This is a genomic window from Streptomyces sp. DF42 (genome assembly GCF_058267695.1).
Window position 1 is genome coordinate 5,360,872 of sequence record NZ_CM177859.1, and the last position, 18,462, is coordinate 5,379,333.

General features: G+C 68.6%; 14 protein-coding genes and 1 tRNA gene. 6 read left to right on the plus strand and 9 right to left on the minus strand.

All coding sequences use genetic code 11. The features are described from left to right. Positions 1 to 35: 35 nt before the first annotated feature. From ACYUED_RS24545 to ACYUED_RS24560, 4 genes are read right to left on the minus strand one after another with little or no spacing between them, the layout of a single operon-like run. Positions 36 to 1,307, minus strand: a complete 1,272-nt coding sequence (locus ACYUED_RS24545) for a TIGR02679 family protein (RefSeq protein WP_491285043.1) — start codon at positions 1,305 to 1,307, stop codon at positions 36 to 38. Then, positions 1,304 to 5,560: a TIGR02680 family protein gene (locus tag ACYUED_RS24550; RefSeq protein WP_491285045.1), complete on the minus strand. Its 4,257-nt coding sequence runs from the start codon at positions 5,558 to 5,560 to the stop codon at positions 1,304 to 1,306. Before ACYUED_RS24550 ends, ACYUED_RS24545 begins: the two co-directional genes overlap by 4 nt. Beyond that, the gene (locus ACYUED_RS24555) at positions 5,557 to 6,882 is read right to left on the minus strand and encodes a TIGR02678 family protein (protein ID WP_491285047.1); all 1,326 of its coding nucleotides are present in this window, start codon (positions 6,880 to 6,882) and stop codon (positions 5,557 to 5,559) included. Before ACYUED_RS24555 ends, ACYUED_RS24550 begins: the two co-directional genes overlap by 4 nt. After that, positions 6,879 to 8,519, minus strand: coding sequence for a TIGR02677 family protein (locus ACYUED_RS24560; RefSeq protein WP_491285050.1), 1,641 nt, complete (start codon positions 8,517 to 8,519; stop codon positions 6,879 to 6,881). The genes ACYUED_RS24555 and ACYUED_RS24560 overlap by 4 nt, the downstream gene beginning before the upstream one ends. 169 nt (positions 8,520 to 8,688) lie before the next feature. Here ACYUED_RS24560 and ACYUED_RS24565 point away from each other — a divergent pair, with 169 nt between their 5' ends. Continuing rightward, complete coding sequence (locus tag ACYUED_RS24565) at positions 8,689 to 9,333, plus strand: DUF433 domain-containing protein (protein WP_491285052.1); 645 nt, start codon at positions 8,689 to 8,691, stop codon at positions 9,331 to 9,333. Further along, positions 9,330 to 9,800 carry a DUF5615 family PIN-like protein gene (locus ACYUED_RS24570; RefSeq protein WP_491285054.1) on the plus strand — a complete coding sequence of 157 codons (471 nt, stop codon included), beginning with the start codon at positions 9,330 to 9,332 and terminating at the stop codon, positions 9,798 to 9,800. Before ACYUED_RS24565 ends, ACYUED_RS24570 begins: the two co-directional genes overlap by 4 nt. A gap of 64 nt (positions 9,801 to 9,864) precedes the next feature. Here the strand turns inward: ACYUED_RS24570 and ACYUED_RS24575 are convergent, their stop codons facing one another. Further along, positions 9,865 to 10,239 (minus strand): hypothetical protein, encoded by a 375-nt coding sequence (locus tag ACYUED_RS24575; RefSeq protein ID WP_491285056.1) that lies wholly within the window; start codon positions 10,237 to 10,239, stop codon positions 9,865 to 9,867. A 155-nt stretch (positions 10,240 to 10,394) separates the two neighbouring features. Next, positions 10,395 to 10,667, minus strand: coding sequence for a hypothetical protein (locus ACYUED_RS24580; protein ID WP_491285058.1), 273 nt, complete (start codon positions 10,665 to 10,667; stop codon positions 10,395 to 10,397). Positions 10,668 to 11,087: 420 nt separating this feature from the next. Between ACYUED_RS24580 and ACYUED_RS24585 the strand changes: the two genes are divergently transcribed. Next, positions 11,088 to 11,873 carry a hypothetical protein gene (locus ACYUED_RS24585; protein WP_491285060.1) on the plus strand — a complete coding sequence of 262 codons (786 nt, stop codon included), beginning with the start codon at positions 11,088 to 11,090 and terminating at the stop codon, positions 11,871 to 11,873. Then, a complete protein-coding gene (locus tag ACYUED_RS24590; protein WP_491285062.1) occupies positions 11,870 to 13,186 on the plus strand; it encodes a 7-cyano-7-deazaguanine synthase in 1,317 nt (438 codons plus the stop codon). Before ACYUED_RS24585 ends, ACYUED_RS24590 begins: the two co-directional genes overlap by 4 nt. Before the next feature lie 77 nt (positions 13,187 to 13,263). Here the strand turns inward: ACYUED_RS24590 and ACYUED_RS24595 are convergent, their stop codons facing one another. Further along, complete coding sequence (locus ACYUED_RS24595; protein WP_491285064.1) at positions 13,264 to 14,577, minus strand: ISL3 family transposase; 1,314 nt, start codon at positions 14,575 to 14,577, stop codon at positions 13,264 to 13,266. Between the two features lie 250 nt (positions 14,578 to 14,827). Between ACYUED_RS24595 and ACYUED_RS24600 the strand changes: the two genes are divergently transcribed. Continuing rightward, complete coding sequence (locus tag ACYUED_RS24600; RefSeq protein ID WP_491294411.1) at positions 14,828 to 15,670, plus strand: PE-PGRS family protein; 843 nt, start codon at positions 14,828 to 14,830, stop codon at positions 15,668 to 15,670. A gap of 854 nt (positions 15,671 to 16,524) precedes the next feature. Continuing rightward, positions 16,525 to 17,342 (plus strand): IS5 family transposase gene (locus ACYUED_RS24605; protein ID WP_491294413.1). Its coding sequence is split into 2 segments (ribosomal slippage): positions 16,525 to 16,867 and positions 16,867 to 17,342, totalling 819 coding nucleotides; the frame shifts between segments, so codons are not numbered across the junction. Here ACYUED_RS24605 and ACYUED_RS24610 read toward each other — a convergent pair. Beyond that, a complete protein-coding gene (locus ACYUED_RS24610) occupies positions 17,312 to 17,986 on the minus strand; it encodes a hypothetical protein (protein ID WP_491285066.1) in 675 nt (224 codons plus the stop codon). The genes ACYUED_RS24605 and ACYUED_RS24610 overlap by 31 nt on opposite strands. A gap of 367 nt (positions 17,987 to 18,353) precedes the next feature. Beyond that, positions 18,354 to 18,427: transfer RNA gene (locus tag ACYUED_RS24615), tRNA-Pro, on the minus strand. Between the last annotated feature and the right edge of the window lie 35 nt (positions 18,428 to 18,462).

The following is an 18,462-nucleotide window of genomic DNA, read 5'->3' on the forward strand; positions in this document are numbered from 1 at the left end:
CTCCTGGCTCCGTCGCACCCGGAGCGCTGTGGTCCCTACGCCCGGCGTGACAGGTCGTCCACCAGAAGGTCGAGAGTGGCCTCCTCATGGAGCGCGACGCCGAGGGCGGTCATTGCAGGGGCGAGATCCGGGTCCCAGTCCGCGCTGACCGGATGGCCGTCGAGCGCCAACTGAGGGATGCCCTCAGCCTGGCTGCGAGCTGCCAGATGTTCGTAATCCGCGGTGCCCATACGCCACGGCACGGCGTCGTAGCGGCGGATGACCCGGTTGGCCAGAGCGATCCCTGGCCAGTCGAAGTCGCCGTGGTAAGTGAAGCGACAGCCTGTGGCGGCGAGGGCGTCGAGAAGCGTGAAGACCACCGTGGCGGCGCTGCCGGACGTGCACACGAGGGGCCGGACGCAGGCCGCGTCTGCCGCGGCTTCCACCACGCGCGGATTCTCACAGATATAGATGAGCGTTCCGGCGGGCAGTTGCAGCCGAAGGTCATGCAGGTCGCGTGGTGTGACGTGGGCTTCGGCGTGATGCTCGGCCCGCTCCCGCAGGGCGCGCTCCCGCCAGCCCTCGCCGTCGGGTCGCAGGCCGTACGTCAACACCGTGCTGGAGACCTCGTCCGGAGTGACGGAGACCAGCCGCCACAGAGCGCGTCGACCGGCTGCGTCGTCGGGGAACTCGGTGCCTTGGGCGAGGGCGACACCGCGTTGGACGAGGCGTGCGAGCCAGGTGCCGTCGTCCAGGCCGTGCGCGGAGCCGGTCGCCATTGCGGCGAGTTCACCTCGGCCTCTTGCACTGCCCCGCTCGGGTCCGAGGAGAGCGGTAAGGACTTGGACCGCCTGCTGGAGTGTCCATACCGCAGCTTCAGGCGTCACCCCTCTCGGAACGCCGGCCCGGCGCAACAGGTCGTACCACTGCCGGGGCCATTCCTGATCGGCGAGCAGGGAGGCGTCCAGTGACGAAGCGAGAGACGACCACACCTGTTCCCGCCGTGCCGTCGCGTCCGCGCGGGTGGCACGACGGTCGGTGAGGGGCGGGCCGAGTTCCTCCAGGGTCTGCCTGAGGCCGAGTCCGGCGGCCGAGGCCCGAAGTCGTGCGTCGAGCACGTCGAGCCGCACCGTCACGGCGGCACCGGTGAGGGGTTTGCCCAGGAGGAGCGACAGGTCGTTGCGTTCTTGGGGGTTCATCGCGGTGAGCCGGAGGGAGCCGGTGGCCTGTACGCCGTTGCTCTCCAGGCGTTTGCGGACGCTCTCCCAGAGCCGGGTGAGCCCGGGGCCCGTCAGCCATGCGCGTGTCGCGGAGGGCAGTGCGCTCACACGGACACCAGACGCCGGTGGCGGCCGTTCCAGGTGTAGTGCAGGGTAGCCACGCCTCGGACATGGGGATCACGGAGGCACTCATAGATGTGCAGGGACGGGACCTCGGGCCAGTTGCCCATGAGCCGCTCGCTGGTGAGGACGAAGTCGAGATCGAGGTCGACGAGGATACGGCCCAGCCGGCCGTGGGTGGGTTCGTCGACCTTGGCGAAGGCGTCATCCAGGAGGATCAGGCGTGGTACGTGCGGTGCCGACTCGGCGAGGCTGGTGAACTGGGCGGCGGCTGCGGCGAAGAGCACGAGGTAGGAAAGGACTCGCTGTTCGCCCTGGCTGAGACCGGTCCGGCCGGTCAATTTCCTACGGCGGCCCGGAGCTGCGTCCTCGACCACGAAGGTGTGGAAGCGGAACCAGTCGCGGTAATCCAGCGCGGTCCGCAGATGGGCGGCGTAACCGGCTGAAGGATCGGCCAGTCGGGCGTCCTCGATCCGGCGTTGCAGGACTTCGCGGAGCTGCTCGGTTTCCTCGCGCGTCCGGAGGCTCGACGGACTGCGCAGCAGATCCACGGCTGCCCGGACGTCAGCGTCCACGTCTTCGTCCAGCTTCCACAGCAGCTCGACGCCGAGACCGTGGGAGGTGCGCACGGTCCGCAGGGTGTCGTTGAGAGCCGCGACCAGGTTCGCCGCGGTGATGACCTGTGTCGAGAGATGGTCGCCCAGCTCGCCGGTCAGGAACCGCTGGAAGACCTCGCGTTCGCGTTCGGTGAGCCGTCCCCGGGCTTCCGCGGCCTGGACTGCGATCCGCTTGCCCACGGCCGCGACGTCATGAGACCCGTGGTCGTCGACCAGGCGGCACACTTTGATCCCGTCGCGTTCCTCCAGCTGTGCGTCGTATCCGCCAGCCAGTTGGTCTCGCAGCGCGGTGTGCCGGATGAGCAGGGCGCTGTCCGACACCTCGCCCCTTGGATGCCCGAGAGCCTGTTCCACGGCGTCGGCGAGGGCCCGCAGCGCTCGCACACGACTACGGACGTCCGCGCCCTGATCATCCGACACGTACTCGGGCAGCGAGGACCGATCAAGCTCGGCGCCGAGCACCACCTCCGGTCGGCCCAGAGCACCGCGAAGAGCGCTGCCGGTGTCGATGACCGTCGTCTCCTGGTCTGCCAGAGTCCCGCGCAGGCGCTTCTCGTCCTCTTCCGCTCGCACGCGCAGGTCGTGGAGGTCGTCGCGGTCTCGTTGTGCCCCAGGCAAGGCGCGGACGGCGCTCGCAATGCGTTGCTGGGTCTCTTGCTCGCGGGTGAGGATTTCCTCCTCGGACGACCCGATGGCCTCCTCGCGGGTCCGCAGGTCCTGCTCAGCGGTGCGCAGCCCGGTGAGATGGACCCGGTAGCTCTCCTCCGCGGCCAGGCGATCCTCACGGGCACGCTCGTACCGTTCGGCATCCGTCTGATTCGCGCCGAGCCGCTCGCCCGTGCCGCCGACTGCCCTGCGTAGATGTCCCACACCGCTGAGCAGGGCAGCCAGTGCGGTGCGTACGCGGTCCAATGCGTCAGGGGCGCCGGGCAGGTCGTGGGCGGTCGCGGTGGCGTCCGCCTCGGCGCGCGCCGACACCGCGAGAGCGCGGGCTTCCTCGGCCTGCCGTGCCGCCCGGGTCGCTTTGACGGTCAGGTCACGCAGGGTCTTGTCGGCTGATTCGGCCCTGCTCCATGCGGTCGCGAGATCTTGCGCCCGGGGGAAGTCCCGTTCCGCGAGTGTGAGAGCCCGACGCATGGCATCGGATACGGCGAGCTCCTTGCGGACTTCAGCCAGCCGCTGTCCCGTCAGCGCGATCCGCTCCTCCAGCTCGGCGAGGATGCGCCGCCGGGTCTCGGCGCGTACGGCGGCCCCCACGTACTCGGTGTCACCCTTGTCGTGACGGCCGCTGAGCACGCCCAGACGCCAACTTCCGTCGTAGTACACCGCGTTGTTTGTGGCGGTCTGTGCTGCCGGTGTGAGCGCGATAGCGGCCAGCAGACCCTCCACGCGCTCGGACGTCACACCGCACCCCGGTTCAGGGGCCGGGCGCAGGGCCGAAGCGAGAGTCGGTCCGTCGGATAGAGCAGGGCCGGGCTGGAGGAGGGTGTCCCGGGTGCGGGGGTCGAGAAGGACGCCGTCCGCGCCGACCCACGCGTCCAGGATTCCGCTCGCTTCCAGCGCCCCTTCGAGACCGGCCCGGTCGGCCGGTGCCAGGTCGTCCGCGAAGTCCACGAGCCGGTAGAAGGGGGCTCCGCTGCCCGACGTCCTCTCGGCGACGCGATGGTGCGGGGCCGACGGCTCAGGGTCGGTACGTTGCTCCCAGTCCCGCTTCTGCTCCGTCAGGCGGTCGAGTTCCTCATCGAGCCGGCCGACGCTGAGCGCCAGTGCGTCCCGGCGTCCGGTGAGTTCCTCGCCGTACGGTTCGAGTGCGGCCTGAGCGGTTCGCCACGCCTGACTGTCGATGTCGGGCGGCAGCGTGCGGTCTGCGAACGGCGCGTCGGCGGAGGACTCGTGGCCGACCGTGGCGTGGACGGCGTCCAGCGGTGGGCAGTCAGGCCCCAGCACGGTCCGCGTGCGCGCTGTCCACTCGGCGACACTGCCCGCATAGACGCTGCTCTCCGCGGCCACGTTCTGGCGGCTGACGTCGAGACGGCCGGCGGCCTCTTCCGCCTCGCCCTCCAGCCGTTCCCGCTCGGCATCGGTCTGAGCCGCTCTGGCGCGGGCTGTATCCGCCCGCGAGATGAGGCGGGTCACTTCCTGGACCATCCGGGCCCGGTTCTTGGCGACCGCCTCGGCGTCCTCCAACTGGTTCTGCCAGGACCGCAGTCCTTCCCGCGTGGTGGCTGTGTCCGCGCGGGCTGCCGACCGGTGCCGTACGGTACACGTCCCCCCGTTTGGAGTCGTCAACTCCGTCTCGGTGGAGTGGGACAGGATGGTGCGTGACAGAGCCACCGCCTCACCGAGATGACCGGTGGGGAGCCCGGCTTTCTCCGCCTGCGTCAGCAGCTCACGGTGCTCGGTTCCCAGCTCGGCCAGCCGACTCCCCAGGTGTTCGATCCCTTCGGCCAGCCGCTCCGCAGTACTCTCCTCCGCGTCGTGTGCGTTGTGCAGGGTGGTGAAGGCGGCCTCGGCGGCGGTGTGCAGCGCCTCCACCGTGCCGCGGCGTTCGGACAGTTCGCGCAGGCTGCGGTAGGCGTGACTGGCGTGCAGGGCGGCCAGGTCGGTCCGGGCGGCCTGTTCCTCCTCGCGCAGGGTCTCCAGCCGGCCCTCCGACTCCTCCTCCTGCGTCCGCAGGTCGCTCGTCCGCTGTGCGGCGTCTCCGGCCGCCCGGCGCCGCTGCGCGAGGACACCCAGCTCGTGACTGACTCGCTGCGCGGAGGTACGCAGGACTCCGGCCAGGTAGCCGCGGTAACTGGTGAGGAACGTGCGCAGTGCCGTGTCGGTGCGCTCCAGGCGGCCGAGTTCGTCCCGTACGGCGTCGAGGTCGTGCAGGTTGCGTGCCACCTTCTCGACCACGTCCTCGTCAAGCCCCGGCAGGGTCTCGCTCAGCAAGGAGGCCAGGCCCCCGTGCTCGATGCGGTCCCCGACCGTGGGGCGCCGCAGCCGGTGGAGGAGCTGGGTGAGGTTGCGGTAGCGCGTCGCGTCGGTGATGCCGAACAGGTCCCGGGCCACCCGGGAGCGGTGCAGGACGGCACGCTCGGTCGTGTTGTCGGAGCCGACGAGCTCCTTGAGCCGGTCCACCGGCAGCGGCTTTCCGCCTTCGACCAGGTGCAGATTCTCACCGACCCGTAGCGGAGTGACGAAGAACGTCGGCAGCGCCTTCTGCGTCGACTTCGAGGCACGGATGGCGACACCGAGCGTCAGGAAACGGTGGCCGCCGTCGTCGGCCGTGCCCTGGAACTCCACCCACAGATACCCGAGACGATTGGTCTGCTCGAACCCGTCCAGCATCAGCCAGAGGAGCGTGGTGCGGCCGGTGCCGGTCGCGTCCAGCGCTCGGGAGTCGCCGTCCAGAAGATACGGGAGCAGCATCTCCAGGGCCTTGGACTTGCCTGCGCCGTTCTTGCCGCGCAGGAGCAGCCGTCCTTCGCCGAAGGAGAACTCCTGGGCGTCGTACTGCCAGACGTTCTGGATGCCTGCCCGGTGCAGTCGGAAGCGGGTGCCGGTGGTCGTCGCGGGGGCGGCGGTTGTCGCAGCGCCGGAACGCGGCAGCGGTACGAGGCCACGCGCGTCGGTGGTCATAGCGGCAACTCCTCTTGCACATCGGTTCCTTGGCGAGCTTTGGCAGCGGGTCGCACTGTCACGAGGGTGGCGTAGCGCGCCGCCGCGGCCAGCAACGCCCAGCCCTCGCCGCCGGGCCGTGCGCCGTGGACATCGGTCACCGTGCGTCCTTCCGGCGCCTCCTCGACGTACCCCTCCGGCAGCCCTTCTCCCTCGGCGCGCAGCCGCCCGGCGCGGGCCATCAGCCGCATGCGGACCAGCAGGTCCAGCACGGCCTCCCGCAGGGAGGAAAGGTCCTCCAGGTAGCCGCGCTGCCAGTTGCTGCGCTGCCCGTACTCGGCGATGAGCTCGGCGAGCACCTCGTCCACCAGGCCGTCCGGGACGGCCACCCCGATGACGAGCCTCCCGCCGGTCGCCGGATGCCCCGGTTCCTGCGGCCGAAGCCGTTCCACGAGCCGTTCCACCAACAGCAGCGCGGCCTGTGCGACGGTCCCGGTGCCCGGCAGGTGCAGATCCGTCAGCTCCTCCTCGGGGTCCACCAGGGCCACGCCCTCGGCGCGGATCTCCATCTCCAGACCCAGGAGTTCGGAGAAAGCCTGGGCTTCCCGGCGCTGCCGGGTGCGCAGCCAGTCGCGCTCGGCGTCAGTCAGCTCGTCGAGGTGGACAACAGGTGTCTCTACGAGCATCCGGCGCACGTAGGTGCGCGGCCCGCTGAACCCCGGGTCCGCTGCCCGCCGCACCAGGTCGGCGCCGTCCCGGGCCTGTGCGAGCGGGCCGGCGACAACCACGCGTGCCAGTTCCCGGTCCACCGTGATCAGGGCCTCCCCGCCCGCCTCTTGTGCGATCGCGGCCACCTGGCCTTCTGTCTCGACAAGGACACCCCACTCGACGAGCCGGCGCAGAGCCGCTACCAAGGTCCGCTTCCCGGCCGCCCGGCCCGTCTCCTCCAGCTCGATCCCCGCGTCGGCGGCAGCGGCCCTGATGTCGGCGACCAGGTGCGACAACAGCATCTGCTCGGGCGCGGTCACCAGAACAGACAGGGCCAGCGCGAGACAGGCGTACGTGTGCGGGGTGAAGGGTGTGCCGGTGGAGCGTTCCAGCCGGTGACCCGATCCCGCTCCCAGTCCCGCCTTGAACAGCCGGGCGAAGGAACTGTCGACCAGCAGGCGGTAGCCGAGCACCTGCTGGAACCGTTTGCCCAGCCAGTCGGCGTGCCTGCGGATCAGTGGGAAGAGGTCGGCGTGAGGGCCATCCGATGCGACCAGAGGGTGGGCGAGCAACAGCCGGGCGGCGGTCCGGCGTTCGGCGGCCAAGGCCACGTCGTGCGTCGAGGGAAGGGTCATGACACGCTCATCTCGGCCTCGCCGTCGACAACGCATTCACCGTCGACCGCGTCGGCGATACGGCTGATGTCCAGCTCCAGGTCGTCCAGCAGCAGGTCACCGTCGGCCGAGTACAGCACCGTTCGCGCGCCCGCTGTCCGGAACACGGTGAGCCGGATGCCCAATTCGGCGTCCTCGCTGCGCGCTGAGTCGAGGCCGAAGCCCGTAGGCCCCTCCCGGTCCGTATCGGCGAGTCTCCTGAGCTGAGCGTTTCCAAGTGCTGTGGCCAGCAGTTCCAAGAGCAGCCCGAGCGCCGCCGAGGTGAGTCGTACGTCGGCGAACCGACCCGACGCGCTGCGTAGTTCGTCCGCCGCCGCTGTCCTAGCCGCCGCCCGCTGCCGGGCGGCCTCCCGCAGCCGCTCCTTCTGTGCGGAGTGGTCCTCCACCGCGGAGGGCCGGCCCCGCTGGGCACGGCTGCCCCTCTCCCGCAGGGCCACCGGCACCTCGACCACCGGACCGGTCCACCAGCTCGTGTATGCGGGCACCACCTCGTCGGTGGCCGGGGGTATGCCCAGATGGCGGGCGCCGTACAGACCGAAAGCGGCTACGGCGATGTCGTGCGCGTCCTGCGGCGCCGCTTCCTCGAACCAGCGGGCCAGCCGCAGCAGATCCTTACGCCGGGACATCTCCCCGGTGGCCGACCGCAGCATCCGCTTGGCGTTGGCGAGCAGCGACTGCAACGCGCGCAGCGTTGCGTCCCGCAGTTGATCGACCTGACTGCCCTGACCATCGGTGTCCCTGAACCAGCCGCGCAGGCCCTCCCAGTCCGCGATCTCGCGGCCCCGGCTGCGCTGTACCCGGACCTCCAGGCGTCCTTCGCCCTGCGCCGTCAGCCTGGTGAGCCCCTGGGCGTGGGCGTCCAGCCGATCCAGCAGAGCCGGGATGTGGGGCCACAGGGTGTCCAGCGCGGCCGAGATCCGGGGCGCGCGGAACGCCACGTCCTCCGTGATCGCCTCGACGTAGTCCAGGAGCAGCTCCTTGAAACCCTGGTACTCGGCGCTGTCCAGGTCGTAGCGGGACAGCACCTGGCCGAGATAGGCGTAGAAGTCGCGTATGGAGTCCGCGAACTCGGTGAACTGCACGAACAGCGTGCTGATCCGCTCCAGTCCGTCCTGCGGCTCGATGCCGCCCGGCGCGGTCACGAGGCCGGCCAGCTCCCGCAGCCCGCGCTCGACCAGGGCCAGCAGTTCGTTGCTCACCTCGCGGGCGGCGTCGGCCTCGGCCAGGACCCCATCGGCGTCCCGCTGGATGCGTTCGCCCAGTTTCGACAGCTGGTAGCGCGAGCGGGAACGCTGGTACTCGCTGATGGTGGACGCCTTCACCGTATGGCTGCTGCGCAGCAGGTTTCCCCACTGCACCAGCTGTTCCAGCCGGACCGTGAGGGTGTCGGCGTCGAGCCCCGCGGCGGAACCACTGCTGTGACGCAGCTTCGCCATGATGTCCGGGACGGCAAGATCCGCCAGCAGCGTTCCGCAGAAAACCCGCATGATCGCGACGTGCTCCAGCCGCTCGGGCGCGCTGAGGTATGTGTACGCGTCCAGCCGCCGCCGCGCCTCCTCGTCGGCGTCCTGACCTGCACCGGATGCTGATGCCCCCATGTCCGTGAGGTTACGCGGCGCAGCCGGGTGCCGCCGGTGAGTGGCCGAAAATGCCACGGACGTGTGCCGGGCCCCCTGAATGGGTCCCTCGGCTTCTGCGCCGCGTGGCTTCCAGGAGAATGGGGTACGTTCAGGCCCGTATCGGCAGGGGCGGAAGGAGGCGCGCGCGGTGTCGTACGAACCCAAACTCGCCGCGGCTCTTTCGGGCGCGACGCTGCGCCAGCTGTCCCACTGGCGCCGAGCCGCCGGGCCTAAGGGCGCCGTGCTCGTGCCCGAGATCTCCAGCGAGCGGCCGATCCTCTACTCGTTCCGCGACGTTGTCGCACTCCGAATCTGTGTGCAGCTGCGCGAAGAGGCTTCGTTGCAGAAGATCCGCCGTGCGCTGAATACGCTCCGGGAAGACCTTGGCGAGTGGGAGCACCTCTCCTCGTACAAACTCGTCGCGGGCCCGGACACCATCTACCTGGCCGAGCCCGACCACGCCGTGGACCTGATCAAGGGTGGCAACGTGGTCATCCACCAGATGGTGGATGTTCTCGCTCCCTTCTACAAGGACGGCCGCAGCATTCCCGCCTTGCTCACCCCCCGTGAGCACGTCGCCGTCGACGAGTCGGTCCGAGGCGGCGAACCGGTCATCCAAGGCACCAGGATCCCCGCGTCAGATGTCGCAGCCCTCGTGAGGGACGGCGTCCCACCGGACCAGATCGCTGAGTTCTACCCAGGCGTGACAGCCGAGGCCGCCCGCGATGCGGCCGACTTCAGCGAGTACGTCGACAGCTACGGCAGCAATGAGCCCCGGCAGGCCGTCGCTTGAAACTGCTGCTCGATGAGAATGTGCCCCGCCCGATGGCCGAGATCGTGCGCATCCTGCTGAAGGCGCATGAAGTCGTCCACGTCCACGAGCTCAAGGGCTGGACGGGTACGAAGGACATCGAGCTGTACGCCAAGGCCAAGGCCGACGGCTTCGAGCTCGTCATCACCAACGACACCAAGCAGCTCAGCCGGCCACTCGAAGTGGCGGCCATCGCACAGTCGGGCTTGCATCGCATCGAGTACCGCCAGAACAACAAACACGGTGGCCTGGTGGGTCTGGGCACGGCGATCGCCACCGTCTGCGCGGCCCTTCCCCACGCCCTGTCCGAACTCGAAGCAGCCGACGGCCAGCGCCTCGTCGCCCTGACGTCGATCGACCCAACCCGGCAGAAGCGACTCCAGATCACGGACCCGGCCGTTGCCCCGCCGAAGCACTGGCCGGGGCGTGATTCGGCCGCTGAGTCCTGACGCCTCGATACATGGCAAGAGAGGCCGAGACACGACCCGGTGTTGCAGACTGCGCTTCGTCTCATCAGGGCTCACTGCCGAGCTCTTCCTGGAGCTCGGCGATGCGCCGTTGGGTTGCTGCCGCGTTCTTCTGCTGACGGGTCAGCTTCGCCTCGGCGGCTGCCAGTTCTCGGGCGAGCCGCTCTCGGTCGGCCGCCGCGCGCTCACGGATGGTCCCGTCATCGCGGTACGCGGGCCCTATCCGCTCGCTACTCACTACTCCGCGGCGCTCTTCGCATTCTGGGCAGTCGACGACACGCGTGGAAACGTAGGTGTTCTCGCGATGCTGAATGTAGGGCACCACGTGGTCGCAACGGAGAGTTAGATCCCAACTATCGAGGTCCTTCCTGCGTTCCTCCCGTGAGGGCCAGGAAGCGAACAGCTTGGCGAGCTTCTCCATTTGCTGCGGCCCCATCGGCGGTGGTGGGCAACAGAAGCCGCAATGCGTCACCCGAGAACCGCTGATGCTCCACCGGCCACCCCGGCAGTCGGAGTGCCGCTCGCGGAATCTCCGGTCGGCTTCCTCGTACTCACGCTTATCCGACTCGGACAACTTCATGAGGGGATACCAGTCCCCCAGCCCGTCTTGCATGGGCTCTCCGCAGCCCCGCACGGCTCCCCGGCCATGTACTCCGCCCAGCTGAGGCGCGTACCTTCTCGCTTCCACCGCTCATCCTGCTCGCGGCGCCGCCGGTCGTCCGCTTCGGCGTCGAGGGCCGAGCGCAGAGCACGCTTGGCAGCTCGTTGCCGCTTCTGCTCCTCCGTGAGCTTGGCCATGGGCTTCACCCTCCGCTGCACCGGGTTCTCGTGCACGACTGCGGAAACCATGCTGGCGTGGCCACCCCGTACGCCGGCTGCCCCTGTGCCGGATGACAACTTGCGACCGGACTCAGACCGCAAGCGGCCTTCAGGTAACTGACGTCGTCTGGTGCAGGCAGTCGGAGGTTGCTGATTTGATACGCCGTCAGTGAGCCCCTCTCCAGAGGGCATGAATAACAGGGCTTATGACGCAAGGGGGCAATCTTGCCAGCCCGTCACCCGCCCTGAAGGGGGACTTGCGCAGTGTCTGTGACTCAGCGCTACGACTGGTCACGCTTCTAGGTGTAGACGTCACGGGAAGTGATACCCCTGACTGTTTCAGCACCTGGTTGGTCCGTGGGGCCCTGGCCGAGTCCTGCCCTACCTGGGGATCGTCCGGTCTGATGCCATGGACGAAGTGCAGGTTGGAGCACCATCGTTGGGGGCGATGTGGGGACATCCACGCGATGGAAGGGGCCGAACGGCGATCGGTGGAGCTCCGCTGGGAGGCGGCTGGCACGCTGGCGGGATGACTCGCGCGAAGCGGATCAGCGGCTGGAGGAGATTGCGGCGGACCACCTGAGCGCCCTGCACGAGACGCTCCGTGCCGATCGATCGGCCTTCGGGTTGTACGACACGGCCTGTGCGGCCGGTGAACGGCTCGCCGGGTCTCTGGGAGCGCTGGCCACAGAGGGCGCGGAATCGGAGGACGCGCTCATTGCGCGTCTAGTGTCGGAGGTCGGAGGGGACGGCGGCACGCTCGCCGACGCCGCGGTGCGCCGGGGGATGGCCGCGGCGGTCCGCGATGTCCGGAGCAGACATCCCGAGCTGGACGACGCCATGGGCGGAGGCGCCGGCGGCGGCTTCACTTGGGACATCCTGTGCGACCTCTACCAGGTGTTCTTCGCCGACGTGGTGGGGGAGTTCCTCAGGTCCGTTGTCGCCGAGCACGTCAATCTGGCGGTCCCGGTGCTCATCGCGACGGATCCGGAAGGCAGGATCGCCGACTGGGTCGCGGAGAAGGTAGTGGACCTGGTGCCGAATCCCTGCGCGGAGTCCGCCGAAGCGACGGACCTTGCGCAGGCTGTGGAAACCGGGCAGTCGGTGGTGGGCGCTGTGCAGGATCCGGCGGCTGCACTGCCCAAGATCGCCGAGCTGTTCGTACCGCGGGCGGTCGGAAAGGTGCTTGGCCTGATCACTGAGGAGATCACCGGAGAGGAGGGAGCTGCGGCGTGACTGATTCCGACGACTTCCTGTGGTGGCGCGGCCCCCAGGGCGACCGACCTCGTGGCGACCGCTGGACGGAGATCGGCGAGGAAGCGTTCCAGGAAAACGAGCGCCGCATCACTGGCCGGCACCATCTGCCCGGTCCTGTCCCCGACTGGGCCGAGGATCTGTTCCGCGTCGCCAGGGCTGCGTTCATCGCCGACAAGTACGTACGCCGGACCGGAGTACGGGACAGGTGGACCCGCCGCATCAGCCTCGCGGTACCCGTCACGGAATACGAGCGGTGGGCAAGCGCAGCGGTCTGTACCCACCTCACCGAACTCCTTCAAGTCCTCACCGGGGACCTCTGGAATGTGGACTTCCGCCCCCTCACCGGTCACTACGTTGAGGAGGCGATGGTCTCGCCCGACGACTCGCGTGCCGCGGAAGTCGCGCTGTTCTCCGGCGGACTGGATTCCCTCAGCTGGGCCGCCACCCGTGCGCGCGCCGACGACCCCCGACCGCTGCTGCTCGTGATGTTCCGCGAGATCGGCCTGCTGCGTCTCCAGCAGCGGGTGTACAAGGCCGTCGAACGACTGGGCGGAGCACGGCCGGTCCTGCTGTTACCGATGAGCCAGACCCCGGCAGGCGACGGCTCGGGGTCACGGCTGGAGACCTCCTCCCGCACACGTGGCCTGCTGTACGCGGCAGGCGCGATTCGCGCCGCCACTGCGCACGGCGTGAGTACCGTCCACATCCCCGAGAACGGCCAGCTCGCCCTCAATCCGCCCCTGACAGCCGCGCGTTCGGCCGCTTGCTCCACGCGCTCCGTGCACCCGCGGACGCTGGGCAGCATGAACGCCTTGTTGACTGCCGTGAGTGACACGGAGAGCGCGGTGCAGGTGGTCAATCCCCTGGCCCAGCTGACGAAAGGCGAGGTGTGCAAGGCCGGAGGCGATGCGGGCCTCACTCCATCCGACCTGGAGTCCACGCTGAGCTGCGGCAAGCCACCAACCCGCCGAAGCGGCGGCCCTCCCATCGCCAACTGCGGAGTCTGCTTCCCCTGTCTCGTGCGCCGGTCTGGGCTACTCCACGCCAATGGCATCGATGGCACCCGGTACGAGGCATTGCCGTGGGCGGACGACCTACCGCTTGACCGGGGTGCCGACTGGCGGGCACTGCAGCGGTGGTTGCTCGGCCGGTACACCTTTATGGATGTCCTCACCGATACGCCTCTGCCGCCGGACACGGACCCGGCGGTGGCGTTCGATTTGATCAGGCGTGGGCGGGAGGAGCTGGCCCGGCTGCTTCAGATAGCGGATGAGGCCGCTGACGCGGCGTAGGCGAGGCCCGGCTCTATCAGACCCGGGGCACATCAGTGCCTACATCGGAACTGGAGTGGTTTACTGGGTCTTCGAAGTTAAGCGGTGCGGGGGTGCCCGCGGGCTCGCCGCGTGGAGACGCAACGTGTCCGTAGTCGCTGGCTGTCGGCGTTGCGGAAGCCGAACGCGTGGCGGGCGACGAGCTTGATCACGCGGTTGATGCCTTCGCTCTTGGCGTTGCTGTGTCCGGTGTCGATGAACGTCTCGATCTCGGGCCACCAGCGGTCGACGGTGGCCGCAAGGGTGCGGACTTCGGGGATGTCGGCGTCCGCGCACCAGGTGAGGAACTTCCAGCGGGCATGGCCCACTTGGTTCCGGCTCGCGTCGGTGCGGGCGAGGGCGAGGAGGGTGCGCAGGCTTTCCTTGGCGATCCACGCCGTCAGCAGCGTCTGTCCGATCTTCCCTTCGTCCAGCAGCGGGTTCCACATGCGCTCGAACTGCTCGTGGTTGAGGTCTTCGCGGTTGCGGAGCAGGCGGCGTCGGGCTTTCCACTCGGGGTCACTGGCGCGTCCGCGCCGGCCGCGGATCTCGGCGGTCGTGCGGCGCCGGACCAGGGAGAGCATCTTGTTCGCGAGCTGCACCACATGAAAGTGATCGACCACGACAGTGGCCTCGGGCAGGCCGGTGCGGATCGCGGACCGGTAGATGGCCGACATGTCGATGGCGACGTATCGGATGGCCTTCCTCCAGGTCAGGGGCGTGGTGGAAAGCCAGGCCAGCACGTCGGCGACGGTGCGGCCCTCGACCTGCCCGAGCAGTCCGCCGCACCCGAGGGCGTCGACGAACCCGGTGTGCCAGCGGTCCCTGGTCATCTTCCACTTCCCGGTGTCCGGGTCCTGTTCCCAGCGGGGCTTGCCGCGCCTGGTCTCATCGATGCCCAGCACCTCGACCTCGGGCAGCGGAGCCTCGACGACCTCGCGGGCAGCGGCGCGGAAGGCGTTCATCACGGTCGGCCAGGACAGCTGCAGATCACGGGCCGCCTGGATGACCGTGCATCCGGCATCCCTCACGCGCCGCCCGGACGCGGCCCGCAGTCGCCCGGTGATCCGGGCTCCGGCCGGTATCTGCTCGATCTGCTCGGTGAACGACCGCCGTGGACAGGCCGTCTCGCGGCACCACCAGCGGCGCTTGTGCCAGACGAACTCCAGCCCGCTCTCCCCGTAGGGCAGATCACGTGGCCGGGTGGCCGCCCAGCCCTTCACGCGGGAGGCGAAGACCCCGCAGACCGGGCAGGCCCGGGCCGAGGCGTCCGCCGTGGCCAGGTGGACCCGGCGCCCACCACACTGAAGCCGCTCGACCCGCATGACGGACACGCCGTCGAGGTCCAGCAGCAACGTCGTATCGTTGACCAAGCCCGTGGCTCCCAGACGATCATTCTGCGTAGAGAACAGAAATGATCACCCAGGACCACGGGCGTCCTGCGTCCAGGGCCATCAACAGTCCTACCCATCACGTGCAGTGACTGCCAGTCAGCTCACCCCGAAAGGCACACCGCTCAAGTTCGAAGACCCGGTTTGCTGCCGAGGGGACGATAAAAATCAGACATACCTCGGATCTGTTGATTGGTACGTGGCGGTGCCGTCGACCTGGCTCAATGGATGTATGGAGACCGGGGAACGCTGGGCGTATCGGGCCACGCCAAAGGAACTGGGTGGCGCCGTGCGCCAGGTCGAGATTGTCCGGGTCCGCGGTTCTGGAAGATCAGGGAACATTCATGTGCGGTTCCTGGATGGTGATGAAGCTGGCCTGCAGGAGTGGGTGAGCCCCAGCTGCCTGATGGCCTCGTGGAATGACGTTGACTCCTTCAGAGCGGATGACACGGCGGAGCTGGCGCTGGCCGAGACGTCGAGGGAGGTCCGGGGCAGTACGGAGTTCGAGGCCGCCCGCATGATCCTCGGCTTCGTCCGTCCGAAGAACAGGCTCCGCCTGCGCCGAACGGTGGCCGACGCCGGGGTCCTGGAGCTGAGCCGCCTCGATGAGACGGCACCGCTCATCGGCCTGGACGCAGCTGAACTCCGCGGCGACGCCATGATCTACGAGAACCGCCACGGCATGTGCCTGGCCGGGTGGCCCATCACCGAGCGCGTCGCCCGCCAGGTCGCCGGCCGCCTCGCCGACGAGATCCTTCCGGAGGTGGACCGAAAGCAGCAGCGCATCGAGCAGGAGCGTGCCCAGTCCTCCTGGTACTCCTACAGCCGACGGGACGACCGGAAGCTGGACGCGGAGGCGGCCGTCCTGCGAACCGTCCGGGCCTGGTGCGGCGAAGACAAGGCCGACCGCTACGACGAGTTGGTAGCCCTGCGCGCCGAGGTCATCCGGCTCGGAGAACTCGTCGAGAAAGCGGTCAAGGCCCTACGCGATCGAGGTCACGGTGTCATCGCCTCCACCATTGAGCGCGACCTTGGCGTCCATATCGCCACCCTTGATCCTGACGTGCGTCGATGACGCCGCGCCATGGGTCCGGCTCCGGCTTGGGACGCGCCGGCTGCGCCGGAGTCTTCTCCTTCTCCGGCCGGTCCGGGTGCCACCCGTCGAGGAACGGCCGCAGCTGCTTCTTCGTCGGCTCCGCGTGGAAGTCGCGGGTGGCCAGGCCCTGGCCGTTCGTGGTGGGGTCGAGTTGATCTGCCTCCGCGTTTCCCCAAGCCGACCACTCACGCAGCCTCTCGACTTCGAGGACGTCTTCCGACGCGGCGGCGACTTCATCCAGCACGGCACAGAACGCCCGGATCTCACCCGCGGCCCGCCACTGGTCAAGGGCCGTGCCGAAGTGCTCGGCCCGTACCGCGTGAACAGCCTTGACCGAAGCCGCACTTACCGCGGCTTCCCACTCGCGCCGCTCGCGCTCCTCCTGCTCCGCCGCCAGCTGCCAGCCGCCGACGCTCGGCCTCCTGCCGTTCCCGCTCCTCTCGCAGACGCCGCTGCTCCGCCTCCCGCTCCAGCCGGGCCTGCTCCTGCTCCTCCGCGCGTGCCTTCAACGCCCGGAAGATTGAGGCGATCTGCTCCTCCAACGGCTTCTTCGCCGTATCGGCCCATTCCTTCTTCCAGCCGTAGCTGTAGCTGTAGCCCGAGTTCTCGCTGACCAGCAGCTCCAGTTCGCCGGACGGCTCGGACTTGTGGGTCGGCGTAACCCGCTGCCAGTCGTACGTGCGTCGGCCCGGCTGCTTGGGGACGTACCGGACCTGCTTCTGCCGCTCACGGAAGCCGACCTCGTACGTCCTGCCGTGGACAGTGAGCAGCGGCCTCGGCTGCCTGCGCTTCTTAGACGGTGTCCTATGTGGTGATTGCTCGTTGGGCTGTTTATGGGGCGGGGTACATGGAGTTGGATTGTTCCGGATGGGCTGTGGGAGATCGCGAGGCCGCTGATTCCACCGTCGAAGCTGCGGCCGCAGGGCGGTGGAACGCAGGACACGCCTGATGAGACGCTGTTCGCGGCGATCATCTACGTGCTGGTCAGCGGCTGTGCCTGGCGGGCTCTGCCGCCGTGTTTCGGGATATCGAAGTCGACCGCGCACCGCCGGTTCCTGATCTGGTCGCGGGCCGGCGTCTGGGGCCGGCTGCATGAAGCGGTTCTGCACCGACTCGATGACGCCGGCCTCATCGACGTCTCGCGCGTGGTCCTCGACTCCGCCCATGTCAGGGCTAAAAAGGGGGCGAACACACAGGTCCGAGCCCCGTGGACCGGGGCAAGCCGGGTTCCAAGATGCACGTCCTGTCGGACGCGAACGGACTGCCCCTGGTCGTCGGCGTTTCCGCCGCCAACGTCCACGACAGCGAAGGCCTGAAGCCCATGGTCGAGGGTCACCAAACGAGACACGACCCGCACAACGGCCGCTACTTCAAGCCTCAGCGCCTGCATGCCGACAAGGCGTATGACATCCCTCACCTGCGGAAATGGTTACGCGGCAAGCGCATCGGCGTGCGCATCGCCCGCAAAGGCGTCGAGTCCAGCGAACGCTTGGGCCGCCGCAGGTGGGTGATCGAGCGGACGATCTCGTGGCTGTCCGGCTATCGCAGACTCAGTCCCCGCTACGAGCGCCATCCACGCAACTACCTGGCCTTTCTCGGCCTTGCCGCAGCCCTGTGCTGCTACAAGCGCCTGGTCCGCCTCACCACATAGGACACCGTCTTAGACACTGCAATCTCGCCGTACCGCGCGAGTGCCTGATCGGCGAGGAGCCGGATCAGCGCGAGCACCCTCGGCAGGACCTCTTCGGAGATCTCGAAAGCACTGTGGTCCTTGGTAACCGCGGCGAGCACGTCCTCGACATCGGTGATCACACGGCTGCGCGCCAGGCGGATCCGGTTCCACTCGGTGTCGTCCTCACCAGTCACCCGGAGCAGACCGAGGAAGAAGTCTCCCTTCGCCCGCCCGCTGTACTTCAGGTGGTACCCGTCCGGAGCGCACTGCCGCGCCGCGTCGAATGCCCCGCGATACCGAGCCCGTTCCTCGGCACTAGGGTCCGGAATCCGAAGGAATCGTCCGGCCTTCTGCACCTGCGCGATGAGCGCCGGCCCGACAGCCGCCGGCGACGGGCGCGGAGGTTGCACGGCACGCTTCGATACGGGCTTCGTCTCCGTCGGAGGATCGGCATCCTGCCGAGGGCCAGCGGCAACCGGCGTCTCGGCTTCAGACGCCGCTGCGCGAGGCTTGCGTGGAGCCAGTTCCGGACGGTCGGGATGGTGACCGTGCTCCAGATAGAAGCGACCCGCGTCAGTGATCTCCGCCTGCCACCTCCCCTTCTTCCTGGGCATGGTCACCAAGCCCCGGTCCCTGAGCGCACGAGCCGTGACGGCGAGCTCGGGGCTGTCAGAAGTGACGGGGTCGGTTCCGCCCCCGATGCGGGTGAGGAGTGCGAGCTGCCGGTCATTTAACGGAGACCAAGGGTGCATAGCGATCGTCGTACCGCCTCAGGTCTGCTCGGCACAAGCCGTGCAGTGACTCACTCGGGGCGCGAGGCGTACATCGCGTTAGGCGGCGGCGGAAGGCCACTGCTCGGGAGCCAACCTGGGAGCCGACTCCCGAAGATCACACCCAGTTGGCTCCCAAATGGCTCCCAAAACAGGGTTGAAACGCAAATCAGGCCCCGTACTGATCTCTCAGTACGGGGCCTGACCTGCGATTTAGCTGTCGGGGTGGCGGGATTTGAACCCACGACCTCTTCGTCCCGAACGAAGCGCGCTGCCAAGCTGCGCTACACCCCGATTGTCGCTGCTGGTCCTGCTCGTCGCGGCGACGT

Excerpts from the sequence above, each read along its gene's own strand:
- ACYUED_RS24550 (WP_491285045.1), bottom strand. The coding sequence starts at position 5,560 with ATGACCACCGACGCGCGTGGCCTCGTACCGCTGCCGCGTTCCGGCGCT.
- ACYUED_RS24555 (WP_491285047.1), bottom strand. The coding sequence starts at position 6,882 with ATGACCCTTCCCTCGACGCACGACGTGGCCTTGGCCGCCGAACGCCGG.
- ACYUED_RS24560 (WP_491285050.1), bottom strand. The coding sequence starts at position 8,519 with ATGGGGGCATCAGCATCCGGTGCAGGTCAGGACGCCGACGAGGAGGCG.
- ACYUED_RS24575 (WP_491285056.1), bottom strand. The coding sequence starts at position 10,239 with ATGGAGAAGCTCGCCAAGCTGTTCGCTTCCTGGCCCTCACGGGAGGAA.
- ACYUED_RS24580 (WP_491285058.1), bottom strand. The coding sequence starts at position 10,667 with ATGGTTTCCGCAGTCGTGCACGAGAACCCGGTGCAGCGGAGGGTGAAG.
- ACYUED_RS24600 (WP_491294411.1), top strand. The coding sequence starts at position 14,828 with ATGGAGACCGGGGAACGCTGGGCGTATCGGGCCACGCCAAAGGAACTG.